Here is a 17412-nt window from a genome sequence, read left to right as displayed (position 1 = left end):
AAAAATTGCATCGGCTTTTTCAGCCGCGCAGAAGTTTTTTCTTCGGCGCGTCGTCAGTCTTCTTGGGCGCCGCCTTCTGTGGCGCGGGGGCAGGAGCCCCATCCTGATAAGTCGTGCCGTTCCATGTCCAGCGGTCGTTCTTGTCGATCAGCAAGTCGTGCATCCCATTGTGACGGCTCGGGAGAACCGAGATGGCACCGCTAACCGAATCGAGAACCAGCTTCCAGCCACCCTTGTGTCTCAGATAGACCGAGGTCGAGCATCCTGCGGAGCCGCAAAGCCGCGCGGATTGCAGTTGCACGAACAGAGCCATATCGGATTTGTCCGTCGAGAGCGGGGCAGATGCGACGAGTACCACGGGCTGGTCATCGTGTTTGGCAGCATCGGCGAGATCAGCAGCATTCAGTTCGCGCGCTTCGTGATCCAGGTTTGTTCCAGGCAGGCTCGAAAGAATCACGGGGTGCGGGCCAGCGCTGTTCTGGGATGTGGCGCGATGGGCTCCCGCCCAGGCGGACGGGCCCATGAGGCTGCAGAAAACCGTGCTTACAAGCGCAGCATGCACCAGAGCCTGGGGTAAACGCATCGACTTGTCTTTCATTCTTGTTCAGCGCCGACTCGCCGGACTTTGTGGATGCCCTGCTTCTTACGCGTGACGCAGCGTTACGACCAGTACGTCACGATACGCAGGACGTGCCGGGTCGATAGGCTCAACAGGCGTCACTCCGTGAAAGACACGATGATCGTCCACGAGGGCTGTATCGAGTGGAGAAGCCAGTGTGAAGGACCCTATCTCGCGCCTGTGGTCGTCATGGATGGTGGTGACACCGGACGCCACATTCTCTCGGCTCACCATGAGGACGAACACCCAGTCCACACCGTCGCGATGCATCCCTTCAGGGGTGGGGCGCCCCTGATTGCCGGCTTGCGCCTCGATACGGAACTGGTGCACCTCCGCGTGCCAGCTATCGGGCTGGGTTGAGGCGGGCGTCATGCGCAACGCCAGTAAATGGGCGGCATTGAGAATGGACAGCATCACCGGATGGCTGGCGATGGCATCCTCGATCGGTCCGAACCAGCGTTCTATCCCGCCATTGAGCAGGTTGTAATCACGGCTCTGATAGTGGGGCTGATGGCGCTTGCGATCGATGCGGCCACCAGCAAGCGCGTAGGTCGCATAACGCCGCTTACGGTAGCGACCGCCGTCGGCCATGTAGCGATCAAGACCGAGCCGGTGCCAGCTTTCAGCGAAGCGCTCCCAGTCCTCGAAGCCAAAGGCCTGGAGAAACGAGCGCATTTCGGGTCCACGCTCGAAGGCATAGCCTTGTGCCTGCAGGGCGCCTACCAGCGCGTCGAGGCGCTCTGCTTCGGGGGCGGGGAGAGATTGTGATCGCTGAAGAGGCATGACGCGAGACTACCGTTGATCGGGTGTTATTTGTCCAGACGGGGCCGGGTCGGGTTCAAATGGGCCTTAAGGAACGCTGCTGTTCCCCGCGCCAGCCCCATGACGCCGATCTGATGCTGACGGAAGATCAGATCATGCAGCCATCTTGGTGCCAACCCGCGCAGGAGACCGCCTCCAAAGCTCGTCGAGGAACCGACCATGCCCCATCCATTATAGTCACCCAGCGATACAACGGCACCACGGTCGCGGTAAACAAAAGTCGAGGGCTCGCGACCCTGCGCGATGATCGGAATCGCCCGACCGAGATAGATCCCCTGCTGGCGTGCAACCTGAGCGGTGGCGGGAAGCGGGGAATCATTGATTCGTGCGCAGTCGCCTAACGCAAAGATCGACGTATCGCGGGTCGATTGCATGTGATGGTTGACCACGATCTGCCCGCCGCGAGCGATGTCGAGCCCTTCGAAGAGCTCCGTGGCGGCGCTGGCCCGCACGCCAGCGGCCCAGACTCGCAGCGATGCCGGAACAATGCGGCCATCCTTGAGGTGAAAGCCCGCCTCGTCCACGGAAGTCACCATCGCCTCGGTCAGGACGCTGACACCAAGGGCCTCAAGCTGCTTGCGCGCATCGTTCGAAACGCGCTCGGGGAATGCTGGCAGGATGCGCTTGCCGGTCTCGATCAGAGAGAGACGCAGCAGGTTGCGACGGGCCTCCTTGCCGTAACCGGGTGCCAGATCGATCGCACTGCACAGTTCGGCCGCGAGTTGGGTACCCGTTGCGCCGCCGCCCACGATACCGACCTCCAGTGTGGTGTTGCGCGCAGCAGCATCTCGGAAGGCGGCACGGAATTTCTCGTGGAAGCTACTCGCATCCGGGAGGGAATCGATGAAGGTGCAATTGGCCATCACCCCCTCAATCCCGAAATCATTCGAACGCGAACCGAGCGAGACGATCAGCATATCGTATGGAATGAATTCGTCATTCGCGAGACGGATCTCGTGCTTCTCGCGATCGACACTGCTGAGCGAGCTCTGGATGAAGCGGAAGCCAAAGCGGCGGCTTGCTTCAATGAACGTCGTGCAGTCGCGTGCCTCCTCGCCGGTGCCGGCTGCAAATTCGTGCAGCATCGGTTTCCAGTAATGCACGGCGCCCTTGTCGATCAGCGTGGTTTCGATGTCGCGGTGACGCCCGCGACCCAGCGTCATCGCCGTTTCCATCCCGGCAACACCGCCGCCGATGATGACCACGCGAAATCCATTTGCCATGCCTGTTCCTCCTCGGCGTCGCCCGGGCATGGAGTACGACGCTGATATGATTGCGTTTACCGTGAGCTGTCCTGGCTCATGACCCACAATGTGGGTGCAATCAACGCGTCCGTCCAGACACGGGATGCCCTCTCCTGAACAAAAAGGGACGGCAGGAGTACTAAATCAAATGAAAATGCGGTGCAATCGCAACTTCTGGCGATGTCAGACCTTGAAATCAGTGGACGCAGGGGCGGGTAGAGAGGAAATGAAAGCAGGTGACCGACCCCAGGGGCCGGTCACCGCAGGCTCAGCTCCGATAGGAGCCGTTGATGTCGATGTAACCGTGGGTCAGGTCACAGCTCCAGATCTGCGCATGACCATTGGCGAGGCCGAGATCAATCTGGATCTCGATATCCTGCCCTTTCATGTGGGCGACTACGGGTGCCTCATCATAGCCGTCAACTACGGTCCCCTGGCGCGCAATCCATACGCCGCCTATGGCAACAGAGAGCGTATCACGGTTAGCGGGTTCGCCGCTTTTGCCCACGGCCATGACGATTCGGCCCCAATTGGCGTCCTCACCTGCGATCGCGGTTTTCACCAGCGGAGAATTGCCGATGGCCAGGGCTATCTTTTTGGCCGACTCATCCGAGACAGCGCCATTGACGCGCACCGTGAACATCTTCGTCGCGCCCTCGCCATCGCGCACGACCATCAGGGCGAGTTCGAGCAACAGGGAATCGAGTGCCTCGCGGAATGCGACCAGCGCCGGGTCGGTCAGGGTCGTGATCTCGGGATTGCCTGCCTGCGCGGTGGCAAAGACCAGCACCATATCCGAGGTGGATGTGTCGGAATCGACCGTTATGGCGTTGAAGCTGCGCTCGGTTCCCTCGGAGAGGAGGGCCTGCAGCACGTCATGGGAGATCGCCGCATCGGTGACTACGAAGCCGAGCATCGTAGCCATGTCGGGCGCGATCATGCCGCTGCCCTTGGCAATCCCCTGGATCGTGACCGACTTGCCGCCGATCTCGACCTTGCGTGTCGCTGCCTTGGGGAACGTATCGGTGGTCATGATCGCCCGGGCAGCGGCTTCCCAACCTTCCGACGACAATCCTTCATACAGGCTCGGCATGGCGTCGCTGATACGCTCGGCATCGAGCGGTTCGCCGATCACGCCTGTCGATGCGAGAAAGACTTCTGTTGCGGGACAATGGACGACGCGCGCTGCGGCGGCGGCTGAGATCTGCGTGGCAATGATGCCCGCGCGCCCCGTGAACACGTTGGCATTGCCGGAGTTGACGACGAGCGCGCGTGCCTTGCCCTGAGCCAAAGCGGCGCGGCTCCAGTCAATAGGCGCGCCGGGGCATTTGCTGCGCGTGAACACGCCAGCCGCCGTCGTGCCGGGCACGAATTCCATCATCATGAGATCGGGGCGATCCTTGTAGCGGATCTGGGCGGCGACAGCGCCAAGCCGCACACCTGCTACCGGCTCGAGGCGCGGCAAAGGCTGGGCGAGGGGGGAGCGGGGGAGGGCTTTGGCCATGATCTGTCTCCGAACGGTAAACGTCGGAAGGAGGATGCACGGCTTGCGCCTCAGGTCCAGCCCTTCACCCGGAAATCAGGTGAAAAGACTGGCCGCGTGAGTGAAAAGTGAGAGTGAATACCTCACTTTTCGACAGACTTTACTTCTTGGCGGGAGCAGCTGCCGGGACATCGCTGATCGGCTTGCCCTGGGCGTCGTAGCGTACGATCTTGACCTTGGCCTGAGCGGCCTCGACGATCTTGCGCACATTGTCACGGATCAGCTGCTGGCGGATCTCGTCATGCACCTGATCGAGCGGCGGAACGGGGGCTTCACGCGAGGCGAGGACCTGGATCACATGCCAGCCATACTGGGTCTTCACCGGGGTCTGGCTGATCGTGTTCGGCTTCATGGCGAAAGCGGCCTTCGAGAATTCCGGCAGCATGTCGTCCTTCTTGAACCAACCCAGATCGCCACCGCTGGCGCCCGATCCCTTGTCGGTCGAGAGCTTCTTGGCCAGATCTTCGAACTTCGCACCCTTGTCGAGCTGCTTGATCACGTCCTTCGCAGTCGCTTCATCGGCAACCAGAATGTGACGGGCATGGATTTCCTGCTCGCCTTTCTTGGAAGCGTAGTTCGCCTGATAAGCCTGCTTGATGGCGTCCTCGGTCACCATCGGTGCGACCTTCTCCTGCAGATAGGCATTCTGCAGCGCGTTATCCGCGGCATCCTGCATCTGCGCCTTGACGTCAGGCTTCTTGTCGAGACCTTCCTTCAGTGCGTCGATCTGGATCGCCTTCTGGCTGACGATCTGGTTCAGCAGGATGTTGACCAGCGTGTTGGGCGGCAGCTGGCGTGCCTGCGGCGGCAGACCGGCGGCGGCCTTCTTGACGTCATCCAGATAGATCTTCTGGCCGTTGACCGAGGCGATCAGCGGGTTGGCGTCGGCAGGCGCAGCCGCAGCAGCGGCCGGAGCCGCACTTGCCGGGGCAGCGGGGGCGGGAGCCGCGAAGGCCGGAGCCACCAGAGTCGTGCCGGAAATGAGGGCGGCGCAGAAAAGAGCCGGGCGGGTAAGCCGCATGGAGAAATAACCTCGAAAAACTCGTGGAACTAGTGTCAGCATGGCGCAGGCGTGACGCCTCGGCAAGGCCGGTTGGCGCCGTATTCCCGGTTTTGATGCCACTCTTCATGAAGAAATCGTGCTCCAGCCCGTCTCTGGGCCGTCCGATCGTTGCGCTGCTCGGTTGACCAAGGCAAGGGCGCGCCTTATCTCCTTTCCCGCGTGGACGATCCCGAACCTGCCCCGGCGGGCGCGCTGCGCCCCCGCCCAGTCTGACGGTCCGTGCCTGGTGCACAGGCCTCTTCCGGTCCCGGCGGGAGGGATCATCCGCCTCTCAAGTTCGCGGTTCGTCTCAGACGGACCAGATCGTCAGAAGGACAGTCATGTTCGCTCGTATCGCCCGCGCCGTATTCGGCACCGCCAATGATCGCTCGCTGAAGGGCTATCAGAAGCGCCTGCCGGAAATCAACGCGCTCGAGCCAGCCGTAAAGGCGCTCGACGACGAGGCGCTGCGTGCCAAGACCGCAGAATTCCAGGGCCGTATCGCAGCAGGGGAAAGCCTCGACAAGATCATGCCCGAGGCCTTTGCCGTGTGTCGCGAAGCCTCGCGCCGCGTTCTGGGCATGCGCCACTTCGACGTTCAGCTCGTGGGCGGCATGGTGCTTCATTCCGGTCGTATTGCTGAAATGCGTACGGGTGAGGGCAAGACCCTGGTCGCCACACTGGCGGTCTATCTAAGCGCGCTGGCCGGCAAGGGCGTGCATGTGGTGACGGTCAACGATTATCTCGCCCGGCGCGATGCCGAGGAAATGAGCAAGCTCTACAGCTTCCTCGGCCTCACCACCGGCGTGATCGTGCCCAACCTGTCCGATGACGAGCGGCGTGCTGCCTATGGCTCTGACATCACCTATGGCACCAATAACGAATTCGGCTTCGATTACCTGCGTGACAACATGAAGTACACGCTGGAGGAAATGGTCCAGCGTCCGTTCTATCATGCCATCGTGGACGAGGTGGACTCGATCCTGATCGACGAGGCGCGCACGCCCCTGATCATCTCCGGTCCTGCAGATGACAGTTCCGAGCTCTATCGCGGCGTCGATGATGTCGTGGTCCAGCTCGTCAAGCACTCCGAGGCTTTCGAAAAGGACGAGAAGCTGCGTTCGGTCATCCTGACCGAGCAGGGTTCCGATCTTGTGGAGGAGATGCTGCGTGAGGCAGGTGTCCTGAATGAAGGCGGACTCTATGACGTGCATAATATCGCCGTCATGCATCATGTGCAGCAATCCCTGCGCGCCCATACGCTTTTCGCTCGCGATGTCGAATATATCGTGCGTGGCGGCAAGGTGATCATCATCGACGAGTTCACCGGGCGCATGATGGATGGGCGTCGCTACTCCGACGGCCTGCATCAGGCCCTTGAAGCGAAAGAACACGTCGAGATCCAGCCGGAAAACCAGACTCTCGCCTCGATCACCTTCCAGAACTATTTCCGTCTCTATCCCAAGCTCTCGGGTATGACTGGCACCGCCATGACCGAGGCGGACGAGTTTGCCGAGATCTACAAGCTCGAAGTGGTCGAGATTCCAACGAATCTCCCTGTCGCGCGCAAGGATACGGATGACGAGGTGTACATCACGGCGCGCGAGAAATTCGAAGCCGTCGCCAATCTGATTCAGGAAGTCTCCAAGTCGGGCCAGCCGGTTCTGGTCGGGACGACCTCGATCGAGAAGAGCGAGCATCTGTCCAATCTGCTCAGCTCGAAGAGCATTCCGCATTCCGTGCTGAATGCGCGGTTTCATGAAATGGAATCCCAGATCGTGGCGCAGGCCGGTGCCCCTGGCGCTATCACCATTGCCACCAACATGGCGGGTCGTGGAACGGACATCAAGCTGGGCGGCAATCTGGACATGCTGATCCGCCAGAGCCTGGAGAAGATCGAGGACGAGGCCGCGCATGAGGCCGAGATCCTGCGCCTGCGCGAGGAGATCGCGGTCAACCATGGCACGGTCAAGGAGCTCGGTGGCCTGTATGTGATCGGTACGGAGCGCCATGAGAGCCGCCGTATCGATAATCAGCTTCGTGGCCGTTCGGGTCGACAGGGCGACCCGGGTGCCTCGCGCTTCTTCCTGTCGCTTGAAGACGATCTGATGCGCATCTATGGCGGCGAGCGCATGGGCGCGTTCTGGACCAAGCTCGGAATGAAGGAAGGCGAGGCCATCGTTCATCCCTGGCTGAACAAGGCGCTCGAGCGTGCGCAGAAGAAGGTCGAGGCGCGCAATTTCGACATGCGCAAGAACGTCCTCAAATATGACGACGTCATGAATGACCAGCGCAAGGAGGTTTACGCCCAGCGCCGGGAATACATGGCGATGGAAGATGTGTCGGGCATCATCCAGGAACTGCGCGAGCAGGGCATCGAGGAAGCCGTTCATGCGCGTATCCCCGAGAAGGCCTTTGCCGAGCAGTGGGAGAGCGAGGCGCTTCAGGCTGATCTGCTTTCTCTCCTGAATCTCGACCTGCCGATCAGCGACTGGGCGAGGGAAGACGGCATGGACGCCGCCCTCGTGATCCAGCGCGTGGAGGAGGCCGCGGCCCAGGCCCAGGCTGCGCGTTCCGCCAATATCGGTCCGACCATCATGCGCCATATCGAGAAGCAGGTTCTTCTCACCTCGTTCGACGCCGTCTGGAAGGAGCACCTTCATGCGCTAGACCAGCTGCGTCAGGGAATCGGTCTGCGCGCCTATGGCCAGCGTGATCCGCTGAACGAATACAAGCACGAGGCTTTCCAGCTTTTCACGGCGATGCTCGACGACATGCGTCTGCGCGTGACGACCACCATGTCCCGTATCGAGGTGGTGCAGCAGGCCGATCCTTTCCCGGGGACCGAGGGGCAGCAGGTTTTTGCGCCAAATGACGAGGGTTCCGCGGCAGGACTCGAGCCCCGTCAGGTGGGCATGCAGCCTTCGGCACTCTTCCAGTCACCGGGCGCTGGCATGAATGCGCCGGAAATCGAGGGCGGTTACGCGCAGGAGACACCGCGCAACGCCCCTTGCCCCTGTGGATCGGGCAAGAAATTCAAACATTGTCACGGCCGTCTGGCCTGAGACACCCAAGGTTGAGGAGGCTCTGATGGCCGGTCATTCGCAATTCAAGAACATCATGCACCGCAAAGGTGCGCAGGACGCCAAGCGCGCCAAGCAGTTTGCGAAGATCCTGCGTGAAATCACGGTTGCGGCGCGTTCCGGCCTGCCTGACCCGTCCTCCAATCCTCGCCTGCGTGCCGCCATGATCGCAGCGCGTGAGGCGAACATGCCCAAGGATAATGTCGAGCGCGCCATCAAGAAGGCCAGCGGCGCTGGTGGTGGCGAGGATTATGTCGAGGTCCGCTACGAGGGCTACGGTCCTGCTGGCGTCGCTGTCATCGTCGAAGGACTGACCGACAACCGCAATCGTACGGCCAGCGAGGTCCGCGCGGCCTTCTCGAAGCATGGCGGGTCAATGGGTGAAAGCAACTCGGTCTCGTTCATGTTCCAGCGTCTGGGCGTAGTCACCTACCCGGTGGCTGCAGCATCGGAAGAAGATATGCTCGATGCGGCGATCGAGGCCGGCGCCGACAATGCCGAACTCACCCAGGACGGGCATGAGATCACCTGCGCAATGGAGAACCTCTTCGCGGTGCGTGACGCCCTCGAGGCGCGTTTCGGTGAGCCGAGCTCGGCGAAGCTCGACTGGCGCCCCGAGAACACTGTGACGCTGGATGAGGAAAAAGCACGCTCGGTGCTGAAGCTGATCGACGTTCTGGAAGACAACGACGACATCCAGGCCGTTTATGCCAATTTTGATATCCCCGACGACGTCGCCCAGGCACTGGCTGCTTGATCCGACTTCTCGGGATTGACCCCGGTCTGCGCTTCATGGGCTGGGGTCTGATCGATGTGGAGGGCAACAGGCTTCAGCATGTTGCCTCCGGCGTGATCGCGACCGATGGGGCGGAATCCGTCCCCCTGCGCTTGTGCGAGTTGCACGGGGCGCTGCAAAAGCTGATACGCGATTACCAGCCCGCCGAGGCCGCCGTGGAAGAGACCTATGTCAATCGCAACGGCGCTTCGACTCTGAAGCTGGGCTATGCGCGCGGCGTGGCCCTGCTGACGCCCGCCTATGAAGGCCTGCCCGTGGCTGAATACGGGGCCATGATGGTCAAGAAATCGGTGGTTGGTACCGGGTCCGCCACGAAGGAGCAGGTCACCATGATGGTCAAGCGCCTTCTGCCCGGAGCGATCATTCACAAGGCCGATGCGTCAGATGCCCTGGCGGTGGCGATCTGCCATGCCCATCATCGGGAAACGGCACGGCAGGTGTCTTCCGGCAGGCGTATGGCCTGACAGGAACGCCGGTGTCATCCCCCTGAGTGACGGGAGGCGGTATGTCTGGCAGAGTGACCTTCGGGGCAGGTGAGACGAGTATGGGGAACAAATCATGATCGGATTATTGACGGGCATCGTGGTGAGCACGGAAGCGGATCGCTGCATTCTGGATGTGAATGGTGTCGGTTATCTCGTTTCTGCCTCGACACGCACCCTCACCAATCTTCCGGCCGCCCCGGAGAAGACCCGGTTGCTGATCGAGACCGTGGTGCGTGAAGATGCGATCCAGCTCTACGGTTTTCTGACCGCCGACGAGCAGGAGTGGTTTCGCCTCCTGACCACGGTTCAGGGCGTAGGCGCCAAGGTGGCGCTCGCCATACTCTCCGTCGCAACACCGGGTGATCTCGTTCTGTCGATCAGCGCAGGAGACAAGGCGGCGTTGACGCGCGCTGCGGGTGTGGGCGCACGCCTGGCCGAGCGCATTGTGACCGAGCTCAAGAGTAAGGTGGGCAAGATGCCGGCCAGCGGCGCCACGCCGATCGGGCGCAGTGCCAGCAACGCGGCGGGCTCTGTTGAGGCGGATGCCCTCCAGGCGCTGGCCGGGCTCGGCTTTCGTCGTGTTGAGGCCTTTCCTGTGCTCAGCCGAATTCTGGCCGAGCATGAAGGCGCGACGCTCGACAAGATCATCCGCCTTGCCCTGCGGGATCTGGCGCGATGATCCCGGCGGAACGTGGGTGTCACGTCGGGTGGCGGGCCAGAGAGCGGGCCATAGGGCGAGGCAGAGGTCAGGATAGAGGGTTGGATAGCAGCGAAGGCGGAATGCGATCATGAGCGAGACTGACAGAGGCCCGCTGACGCCGGAGCGTCGCATCGAGGATAACGACCACGGGTTACGTCCCCAGACACTGGATGATTTCACGGGACAGCGCGCAAGTTGCGAGAACCTCTCCGTGTTCATCCAGGCGGCGCGTAGCCGCGGCGAGGCGCTGGATCATGTCCTGCTCCACGGTCCGCCGGGGCTGGGAAAGACGACGCTTGCCCAGATCGTGGCGCGTGAGCTCGGTGTCGGGTTTCGCGCGACATCGGGGCCTGTTATCCAGCGTGCGGGTGACCTCGCAGCCATCCTCACCAATCTGCAGCCCAATGATGTCCTGTTCATCGATGAGATCCACCGTCTGCAGCCTGCCATTGAGGAAGTGCTCTATCCCGCGATGGAGGATTTCCAGCTCGATCTGATCATCGGTGAGGGCCCCGCAGCGCGCTCGGTGCGTATCGACCTCGCCCCGTTCACACTGGTCGCCGCCACGACGCGCGCCGGGTTGCTTGCCACGCCCCTCCGAGACCGCTTCGGGATACCGTTACGCCTAGTTTTCTATACCGCCGAGGAGTTGCGGCTGATCGTCTCGCGGGGCGCGGCCAAGCTTGGCATGAACCTGACCGAGGATGGCGCTGAGGAAATTGCGCGCCGGTCTCGCGGAACACCGCGTATCGCCGGTCGGCTCCTGCGTCGGGTGCGCGATTTCGCTGCCGTTGGCGCGCCGCGCGACCGGGCCATCACCCGTGTGATGGCTGATGCGGCCTTGAACCGTCTGGAGGTCGATTCGGTCGGGCTTGATGCAATGGACAGGCGCTATCTGATGCGTATCGCCGAGCATCACCATGGTGGACCCGTGGGGGTCGAGACGCTTGCCGCAGCGCTGGCCGAAGCGCGGGATACGCTCGAAGATGTGATCGAGCCCTATCTGATCCAGGAAGGTCTGGTGCTCCGCACGTCGCGCGGGCGGATGCTGGGAGAGCGCGGCTGGACGCATCTGGGTCTGAGTGCTCCTGATTCGGCCCGTTCCAACCAGTTCGACCTGTTGAGAGAGAATGATGAAAGCCCATAAGATCGGCTACCGTATCTATTACGAGGATACGGATGCAGGCGGTATTGTCTATCATGCGCGCTATCTCGCGCTTGCCGAGCGCGCACGTACCGAGGCCCTGCGCATGGCCGGAACCCCCGTCTCCGTGCTCCAGGAAGAGACCGGGCTCGTCTTCGTCGTAACGAAACTTGCCATCGAGTATCATCGTCCCCTGCGTCTCGATGACTGGGCCGAGATCACGACCACGATCGATTCGGTGGGTTCCGCACGTTGCCAGTTGCGCCAGATCGTGACGTGTGGCGACATGCATGCCGCCACGCTGACAGTCGAGCTGGCATGCATCATGCAGAATTCCGGGCGACCTGCCCGAATTCCGCCGCGATGGCGTGCATCCTTGGAGGCATTGTCGAGCCCGACCTGAGGACAGGCGGCATGTGATGATGCGTGACGATTCGGGATAGGCGCGTATGACGCATGCACTGTATAGGCGTGTCGCAGAACGAAGCCTCAGGAGGTTTTTTTGGATCGAGCGGTAAATGCGGCTGACCTAGGGGCCGCCGCTTCAGGGTTGTCACCGTTGGACTTGTTCCTGCATGCATCCATCGTGGTGCAGCTGGTCATGGTGGGGCTGATCTTGTGTAGCGCCTTCGTCTGGGCCGTGATCATCGAGAAGATCATCCTGATCCGTCGCGTCAATCGCGAGGCGACAGAATTCGAGGATCGTTTCTGGTCCGGTGGCAGTCTGGAGGATCTTTACGATTCCGATGGTGCCAAACCGCTCCACCCCATGGCAGCCGTTTTTGGCGCAGCCATGGGCGAATGGCGCCGCTCGGCGCGCATCACCGGCATCGATCTCGCCCGTGGGGGCGTGCGCGACCGTGTGGATCGTGCCATCAACATCACTGTTGCGCGTGAAATGGACCGCCTGAGCCGCCGCGTCGTGGCGCTGGCGACCATCGGCCCGGTTGCACCCTTCGTTGGCCTGTTCGGGACGGTCTGGGGTATCATGCATGCCTTTGGCTCGATCGCGGCCATGCACAACACCAATCTCGCTGTCGTGGCGCCGGGTATCTCCGAGGCGCTGTTCGCGACGGCGATCGGTCTTGTTACCGCTATTCCCGCTTATGTGGCCTATAACGTGACCAGCTCTGCGCTCGATCATTTCGCCGAGCGCATGGATGCTTTCGGCACTGAATTTGCCGCGATCCTGTCGCGCCAGTCGGAAGAGCGGAGCTAAGCGCCATGGGCATGTCTGCAGGGGGCGGCCCCGCACGCGGCCGCAGGCGACGCCCGGCGTCGGAGATCAACGTGACTCCGCTGGTGGACGTCATGCTTGTGCTGCTGATCATCTTCATGGTGACGGCGCCCATGATGACGAGCGGCGTCAATGTCGATCTTCCCAAAACCGATGCTAGCCCGCTCAATGCCGATACGAAGCCGATCACGGTGTCGATCAAGGCCGATGGCGGTATCTATCTGGGTGAGGACCCGGTCTCGGCCGATCAGCTTGTCGCCCAATTGCAGCAGGCCGCCCAGAATGACAAGGAGCATCGCATTTTCGTCCGCGCTGATGCTCATATCAATTACGGACAGGTGATGGACATCATGGGGAAGATTACCTCGGGTGGCTTCACGCACGTGGCGCTGCTGGCCCAGCAGCCCGCCGCGGGCCAGTAACCAGAGGAGAAGCAGCCTTGCTGCGTCCCCGTCGGTCCGATGTCCGGCGCTTCCGCTACGCGTTGGGAGCGTCGGTTGCAGCGCATGCGCTGTTCATCGGCTTTCTGCTTGTGCGCCTGCCCATGAGCAAGCCGCCCGAGCCCCCCGAGCCCCCGCCCGTCGAAATGGCATTTGAGGATTCCGGTCCGCCGGCAACCCCGCACAAGGCGGATACGCCTGCGCCAAAGCCTGCGCCTGCGCCCGCCCCGACCCCCACCGATGCGCCGCCAGCCCCGACGCCGCCCACGCCTCAACCCGTGGAAGAACCGCCGCCGCCTGCGCCGCCGCCGCCGCCTATTCCGCCGCCGGCGGAAAGCAAGACGCCGCCTTTGCCTGACGTGAAGACACCGGAGAAAATGGTCGACGACTCGGCAGAGCCCATCAAGGCCTCGCCCCCCAAGCCGTCACCGCCGTCCGCGTCCAAGCAGGTAGCGCCGCCGTCGCCCCAGACGCAGCCTGTCGACAAACTGCCGGAGACGCCGACCTTCTCGCACATCACGCAGCCCAATGCGGCGAAGAAGACCCAGGCCGACTCGCATTCGCTGCTGGCGACGCTCGATGCCATGCGCGCCGATCAGAAGCAGACCCATCCGCCGAAAGCCCGCGCGAATCCGCAGCAGGGTGGCGCGCCAAATGGGGGAGGGGCGCCCAATGGCGACATCACCAACGCTCTCAGCTCGGCCGAGCAGAAGGCGATCGGGGGCTCCGTGCGGCGCTGCTATTCCGAGGATACCGAAGCGCGTAATTATGCCTCATTTAGCGCGCATCTGATCGTCACGATCGATGCGACCGGAGAGGCAAGGATGGCGCGTTTTGCACCCGATACCCAGGCGAAGGCAGCTGCCGACCCGTCTTATCGGGCGCTGGCCGAGCGCGCACGCGATGCCGTGTTGAGCCCGACCTGCTCGAAACTCCCGATACCGTCAAACCTTTTGGGCAAGACGCACGAACTCAAATTCGTGTTCCGACCCTGAGGTTTTCCCGATCATGTTCCTTCCAGAGCGCAAGAGACTCGAATTCATGTCACGCGATACGTCCCGTACCGATATGCCCCTGCTGACCGATGAGCAGGCCCAGAGCCTCTCCACCCTGTTCTCGCGCCGCTCTGTGCTCGGGGCATCGATTGCCGCTGGCGGATTACTGGCAACCCCGATCGGGGCTTTCGCTCAGGCGGCAAGCGCGCCGGGTGAAGCGGAGATCACGGTCGATCAGGCCCGCACCGCACCGATCCCCATTTCGATCCCTTCTTTTGGTCCCGGGCTTGGTGAGCAGATTACGAGTGTGATCTCTTCCGATCTGGACAGCACGGGTCTTTTCACCGTTCTTCCGGGTTCGGGCGGAACACCGGACTTCGCCGCGCTCAAGGCGCAAGGCGCGCGTGCGGCTGTGACGGGCAGCGCCGCGGGATCGAGCAGCACGCGGGTGGAAATGCGCCTGTGGAACGTACTGACGGGCGAGCAGATCCAGGGTACCGCCTACACGGCCTCCGCCGGGAACTGGCGCCGCATCGCCCACACCATCGCTGACGTGATTTACGAGCGCATGCTGGGCGAGAAGGGCTATTTCGACACCCGCATCGCCTATATTGCTCGCACCGGCCCGCGCCATCACCAGATCACCCGTCTTGCCGTGATGGATCAGGACGGCGCGAATAGCCATGTGCTGACTTCCGGCCAGTGGCTGACCCTGACGCCGCGCTTCAACCCGGTGCGTGATCAGATCGCATTCATGTCGTATGCCAATAATCGACCGCGCGTTTACACATTCGATCTTGGCTCAGGCAGCCAGCGCATGCTGGGCGAATTCGAGGGCATCTCTTTCGCACCGCGCTTTGCTCCCAATGGCAGCCAGGTGGTACTTTCTGCCACGCGCGGCGGCGGGTCGGACATCTATGTCGTCGATCTCGGTTCCGGCTCGAAGCGCCAGATCACCAACTCGGGTGCGATCGATACCAGTCCGTGCTTCAGCCCTGACGGCAGTCAGATCGTGTTCAACTCCGATCGTGGCGGTTCGCCGCAGCTCTACATCATGAGCGCCTCTGGCGGTGGTGCGCGTCGTATCTCCTATGGCCATGGTACGTACGGGTCACCGGTCTGGTCTCCGCGTGGCGACCTGATCGCCTTCACGCGGATCGCCAATGGCCGTTTCTCCCTGGGTGTGATGGGGCCGGATGGAACGGGTGAGCGCATTCTCACTGAGGGCTTCACCGTCGAGAGTCCCACCTTCTGCCCCAATGGTCGTGTCATTGCCTTCTGCCGCCAGTCGGCGGCCGGGGCGGGCGGCGCCGGATTCTCGAGCGGAATCGGGACGATCGATATCACCGGATTCCATGAGCGTCCCATCCGCACCGATACGGGCGCTTCGGATCCGGCCTGGTCGCCGCTTCAGGGCTGAATACCGTGTCTCTGGCGCCGCTTTCTGTGGCGTTGGAGACACTAATTCTGAATTTCTAATGAAATCCACGCGACTTGGCGCGCGATGGTAGTCATCTCGCTTGACCGCGCTTCGCGGGAGTGAGTATGGCCGATCTTGGTCGTCGGGATCGGTAAGGCCCAATGGTTATGGTAACCAGCAAGCAAAACGGGAACTCCGACCTTCGTAATTAGTTGTCGTCACGCTTCCTGGTCCCGGATGGGGACTATATTCAGGGTTGGCAAAAATGAATTTCAAGCTTCTCGGTGCGCTTGGCCTCGCAGTCGTTCTGGCTGCATGCTCGGATGAATCAAACAAGGGTGCATCGACCGGTGCAGGCGCAACGGCTCAGGAAACCGGCGCTGCGCCCGGTAGCGAAGCCGATCTGGTCGCCAATGTCGGCGATCGCGTCTTCTTCGACCTGAACCGTAACACGCTTTCGAGCGATGCCCAGGCGACCCTGGACAAGCAGGCAGCATGGCTCGCCCGCTACCCGCAGGTCAGCGTCGAAATCGCTGGCAACTGCGATGACCGCGGCACGGAAGAGTACAACATCGCTCTCGGCCAGCGTCGTGCAAACGCCGCTCGCGACTATCTTGTCGCCAAGGGTGTTGCTCCTTCGCGCATCACGACGATCTCCTATGGTAAGGATCGTCCGACGGCCGATGGTGACGACGAGCAGGCATGGGCCCAGAACCGTAACGCGATCACCTCGGTCAAGTAATCGGTTCTCGACGCTGAGGGAGGCGTGATCCGGCTCCGGTCGCGTATACGTCTTCTCCTGCCGACCGCAACCCTGCGGTAATCAGGCAGCGATACAGGCTTTTGAAACCGGCTGGCGCTTATGCGTCAGCCGGTTTTGCTTTATGGTGGCTTTCAAACTGCGTGGCATGGTGCCCGCACCCATGATCTGACTGAAGGATGCGCCATGCGCGGTGCCCGAGTTTCCCGCTTCTTCATTCTCTCTTCTGCTGCGCTCGTGAGTGTGCTTGCTGCTGGCAGTGCCGAGGCTCAGGTGACGAGCCGCGAGGGTATTGCGCTTCAGAATCAGATCCAGCAGCTCAGCCAGCAATTGCAGCAGGTCCAGGCGAGTGCAGGGGCGGTGTCCTCATCCGGGGGGGCTGCGGCTCCGGCAGTGAGCGCGGGAAACAGCGATCTCGTCTCCCAGCTTCTGCAGCGTGTTTCCACACTGGAAAACGAGAACCGCGAGATGCGGGGTGAACTGGACCAGTTGACCAACCAGGTGCAGACCCAGAACGCCACCCTGACCAAGCAGATCGGGGATATGCAGTTCGCTGCTCAGAATGGCGGTGGCGGTGGGGCGGGCGCTTCAGCCGCTATGCCTTCTTCGAGCGATTCCGGTGCGCCGAGCGCCCCGGCAGTGGCACCCGTCGAAAAGCCGACCACTGCGCTTGAATTGCTCAAGAGCGGCCAGGCCGCCCTGAAAAGCCATGACTACGCGACCGCGCAGAGCAATGCCGCCCAGGCGCTCAAGCTCGCCAAGACGCCCAATGGCAAGCTCGAGTCCCAGTTCCTGCTCGCGCAATCCCTCGCAGGGCAGAAGCAATATCGCGACTCTGCGGTCGCCTATTATGATGCCTATAACCGCGCGCCCAAATCGCCGCGCGCGCCGGAGGCTCTACTGGGCGTCTCTGCCTCCATGCTCGCCATGGGTGACAAGAACTCCGCCTGCCAGGCGTTGGAAAAGCTCGATAGTGAGTTCCCGTCTGCTTCCGCCAGGGTCAAGGCCGCAGTGACGAGCTTCAAGGGCCGTGCGAGCTGCCACTGAGCGTACCCCCGATCGGCGAAGAGGAATTCGCCGGT

17 protein-coding genes are annotated in these 17412 nt (G+C 62.0%); 12 read left to right on the top strand and 5 right to left on the bottom strand.

Annotation, left to right across the window (positions count from 1 at the left end; all coding sequences use genetic code 11):
- Nucleotides 1-19: 19 nt before the first annotated feature.
- The 5 genes from WFJ47_RS01690 to WFJ47_RS01670 form a co-directional block, all read right to left on the bottom strand.
- Nucleotides 20-583 carry a hypothetical protein gene (locus WFJ47_RS01690; RefSeq protein WP_370265597.1) on the bottom strand — a complete coding sequence of 188 codons (564 nt, stop codon included), beginning with the start codon at nucleotides 581-583 and terminating at the stop codon, nucleotides 20-22.
- Between the two features lie 60 nt (nucleotides 584-643).
- Nucleotides 644-1402 (bottom strand): 2OG-Fe dioxygenase family protein, encoded by a 759-nt coding sequence (locus WFJ47_RS01685; RefSeq protein WP_127102876.1) that lies wholly within the window; start codon nucleotides 1400-1402, stop codon nucleotides 644-646.
- A gap of 26 nt (nucleotides 1403-1428) precedes the next feature.
- Nucleotides 1429-2664: an NAD(P)/FAD-dependent oxidoreductase gene (locus tag WFJ47_RS01680; RefSeq protein WP_336760453.1), complete on the bottom strand. Its 1236-nt coding sequence runs from the start codon at nucleotides 2662-2664 to the stop codon at nucleotides 1429-1431.
- Nucleotides 2665-2953: 289 nt separating this feature from the next.
- A complete protein-coding gene (gene argJ / locus WFJ47_RS01675) occupies nucleotides 2954-4189 on the bottom strand; it encodes a bifunctional glutamate N-acetyltransferase/amino-acid acetyltransferase ArgJ (RefSeq protein WP_336760451.1) in 1236 nt (411 codons plus the stop codon).
- A 139-nt stretch (nucleotides 4190-4328) separates the two neighbouring features.
- Nucleotides 4329-5249 (bottom strand): peptidylprolyl isomerase, encoded by a 921-nt coding sequence (locus WFJ47_RS01670; RefSeq protein ID WP_336760450.1) that lies wholly within the window; start codon nucleotides 5247-5249, stop codon nucleotides 4329-4331.
- A 362-nt stretch (nucleotides 5250-5611) separates the two neighbouring features.
- Between WFJ47_RS01670 and secA the strand changes: the two genes are divergently transcribed.
- The 12 genes from secA to WFJ47_RS01610 all read left to right on the top strand — a co-directional run bounded on the left by secA (nucleotide 5612) and on the right by WFJ47_RS01610 (nucleotide 17377).
- Nucleotides 5612-8335, top strand: a complete 2724-nt coding sequence (gene secA, locus WFJ47_RS01665; RefSeq protein WP_336760449.1) for a preprotein translocase subunit SecA — start codon at nucleotides 5612-5614, stop codon at nucleotides 8333-8335.
- A gap of 25 nt (nucleotides 8336-8360) precedes the next feature.
- Entirely contained in the window at nucleotides 8361-9110 is a 750-nt protein-coding gene (locus WFJ47_RS01660; RefSeq protein ID WP_127102881.1) for a YebC/PmpR family DNA-binding transcriptional regulator, read from the top strand.
- Nucleotides 9107-9613, top strand: a complete 507-nt coding sequence (gene ruvC, locus WFJ47_RS01655; protein ID WP_127102882.1) for a crossover junction endodeoxyribonuclease RuvC — start codon at nucleotides 9107-9109, stop codon at nucleotides 9611-9613. Before WFJ47_RS01660 ends, ruvC begins: the two co-directional genes overlap by 4 nt.
- A 94-nt stretch (nucleotides 9614-9707) precedes the next feature.
- Complete coding sequence (ruvA, locus tag WFJ47_RS01650) at nucleotides 9708-10313, top strand: Holliday junction branch migration protein RuvA (protein WP_336760447.1); 606 nt, start codon at nucleotides 9708-9710, stop codon at nucleotides 10311-10313.
- Between the two features lie 109 nt (nucleotides 10314-10422).
- Nucleotides 10423-11481 (top strand): Holliday junction branch migration DNA helicase RuvB, encoded by a 1059-nt coding sequence (ruvB, locus tag WFJ47_RS01645; protein ID WP_127102884.1) that lies wholly within the window; start codon nucleotides 10423-10425, stop codon nucleotides 11479-11481.
- Nucleotides 11468-11881, top strand: coding sequence for a YbgC/FadM family acyl-CoA thioesterase (locus tag WFJ47_RS01640; protein WP_127102917.1), 414 nt, complete (start codon nucleotides 11468-11470; stop codon nucleotides 11879-11881). The genes ruvB and WFJ47_RS01640 overlap by 14 nt, the downstream gene beginning before the upstream one ends.
- A 147-nt stretch (nucleotides 11882-12028) precedes the next feature.
- A complete protein-coding gene (gene tolQ / locus WFJ47_RS01635) occupies nucleotides 12029-12697 on the top strand; it encodes a protein TolQ (RefSeq protein WP_369794225.1) in 669 nt (222 codons plus the stop codon).
- Between the two features lie 5 nt (nucleotides 12698-12702).
- On the top strand, nucleotides 12703-13137 hold the full coding sequence (gene tolR, locus WFJ47_RS01630) for a protein TolR (RefSeq protein ID WP_025886303.1): 435 nt from the start codon (nucleotides 12703-12705) through the stop codon (nucleotides 13135-13137).
- Between the two features lie 17 nt (nucleotides 13138-13154).
- Nucleotides 13155-14150, top strand: a complete 996-nt coding sequence (locus WFJ47_RS01625) for an energy transducer TonB (protein WP_127102885.1) — start codon at nucleotides 13155-13157, stop codon at nucleotides 14148-14150.
- 73 nt (nucleotides 14151-14223) lie between these two features.
- Nucleotides 14224-15570 (top strand): Tol-Pal system beta propeller repeat protein TolB, encoded by a 1347-nt coding sequence (tolB, locus tag WFJ47_RS01620; RefSeq protein ID WP_127102918.1) that lies wholly within the window; start codon nucleotides 14224-14226, stop codon nucleotides 15568-15570.
- A gap of 265 nt (nucleotides 15571-15835) precedes the next feature.
- On the top strand, nucleotides 15836-16312 hold the full coding sequence (gene pal, locus WFJ47_RS01615) for a peptidoglycan-associated lipoprotein Pal (protein WP_023978578.1): 477 nt from the start codon (nucleotides 15836-15838) through the stop codon (nucleotides 16310-16312).
- A 120-nt stretch (nucleotides 16313-16432) separates the two neighbouring features.
- On the top strand, nucleotides 16433-17377 hold the full coding sequence (locus WFJ47_RS01610; protein ID WP_233582132.1) for a hypothetical protein: 945 nt from the start codon (nucleotides 16433-16435) through the stop codon (nucleotides 17375-17377).
- Nucleotides 17378-17412: the final 35 nt, after the last annotated feature.

The organism is Asaia sp. VD9 (genome assembly GCF_037150015.1).
In the GTDB taxonomy this organism is placed as follows: Bacteria; Pseudomonadota; Alphaproteobacteria; order Acetobacterales; family Acetobacteraceae; genus Asaia.
Note: the sequence above shows the minus strand (reverse complement) of the source record. Positions and strands in the feature narration are given on the sequence as shown.

Bases quoted from the DNA above. Each gene is read 5' to 3' on its own strand.
- WFJ47_RS01690 (WP_370265597.1), bottom strand. From the start codon at position 583: ATGCGTTTACCCCAGGCTCTGGTGCATGCTGCGCTTGTAAGCACGGTT.
- WFJ47_RS01685 (WP_127102876.1), bottom strand. From the start codon at position 1,402: ATGCCTCTTCAGCGATCACAATCTCTCCCCGCCCCCGAAGCAGAGCGC.
- WFJ47_RS01680 (WP_336760453.1), bottom strand. From the start codon at position 2,664: ATGGCAAATGGATTTCGCGTGGTCATCATCGGCGGCGGTGTTGCCGGG.
- argJ (WP_336760451.1), bottom strand. From the start codon at position 4,189: ATGGCCAAAGCCCTCCCCCGCTCCCCCCTCGCCCAGCCTTTGCCGCGC.
- WFJ47_RS01670 (WP_336760450.1), bottom strand. From the start codon at position 5,249: ATGCGGCTTACCCGCCCGGCTCTTTTCTGCGCCGCCCTCATTTCCGGC.
- secA (WP_336760449.1), top strand. From the start codon at position 5,612: ATGTTCGCTCGTATCGCCCGCGCCGTATTCGGCACCGCCAATGATCGC.
- WFJ47_RS01660 (WP_127102881.1), top strand. From the start codon at position 8,361: ATGGCCGGTCATTCGCAATTCAAGAACATCATGCACCGCAAAGGTGCG.
- ruvA (WP_336760447.1), top strand. From the start codon at position 9,708: ATGATCGGATTATTGACGGGCATCGTGGTGAGCACGGAAGCGGATCGC.
- ruvB (WP_127102884.1), top strand. From the start codon at position 10,423: ATGAGCGAGACTGACAGAGGCCCGCTGACGCCGGAGCGTCGCATCGAG.
- WFJ47_RS01640 (WP_127102917.1), top strand. From the start codon at position 11,468: ATGAAAGCCCATAAGATCGGCTACCGTATCTATTACGAGGATACGGAT.
- tolR (WP_025886303.1), top strand. From the start codon at position 12,703: ATGGGCATGTCTGCAGGGGGCGGCCCCGCACGCGGCCGCAGGCGACGC.
- tolB (WP_127102918.1), top strand. From the start codon at position 14,224: ATGCCCCTGCTGACCGATGAGCAGGCCCAGAGCCTCTCCACCCTGTTC.
- pal (WP_023978578.1), top strand. From the start codon at position 15,836: ATGAATTTCAAGCTTCTCGGTGCGCTTGGCCTCGCAGTCGTTCTGGCT.
- WFJ47_RS01610 (WP_233582132.1), top strand. From the start codon at position 16,433: ATGCGTCAGCCGGTTTTGCTTTATGGTGGCTTTCAAACTGCGTGGCAT.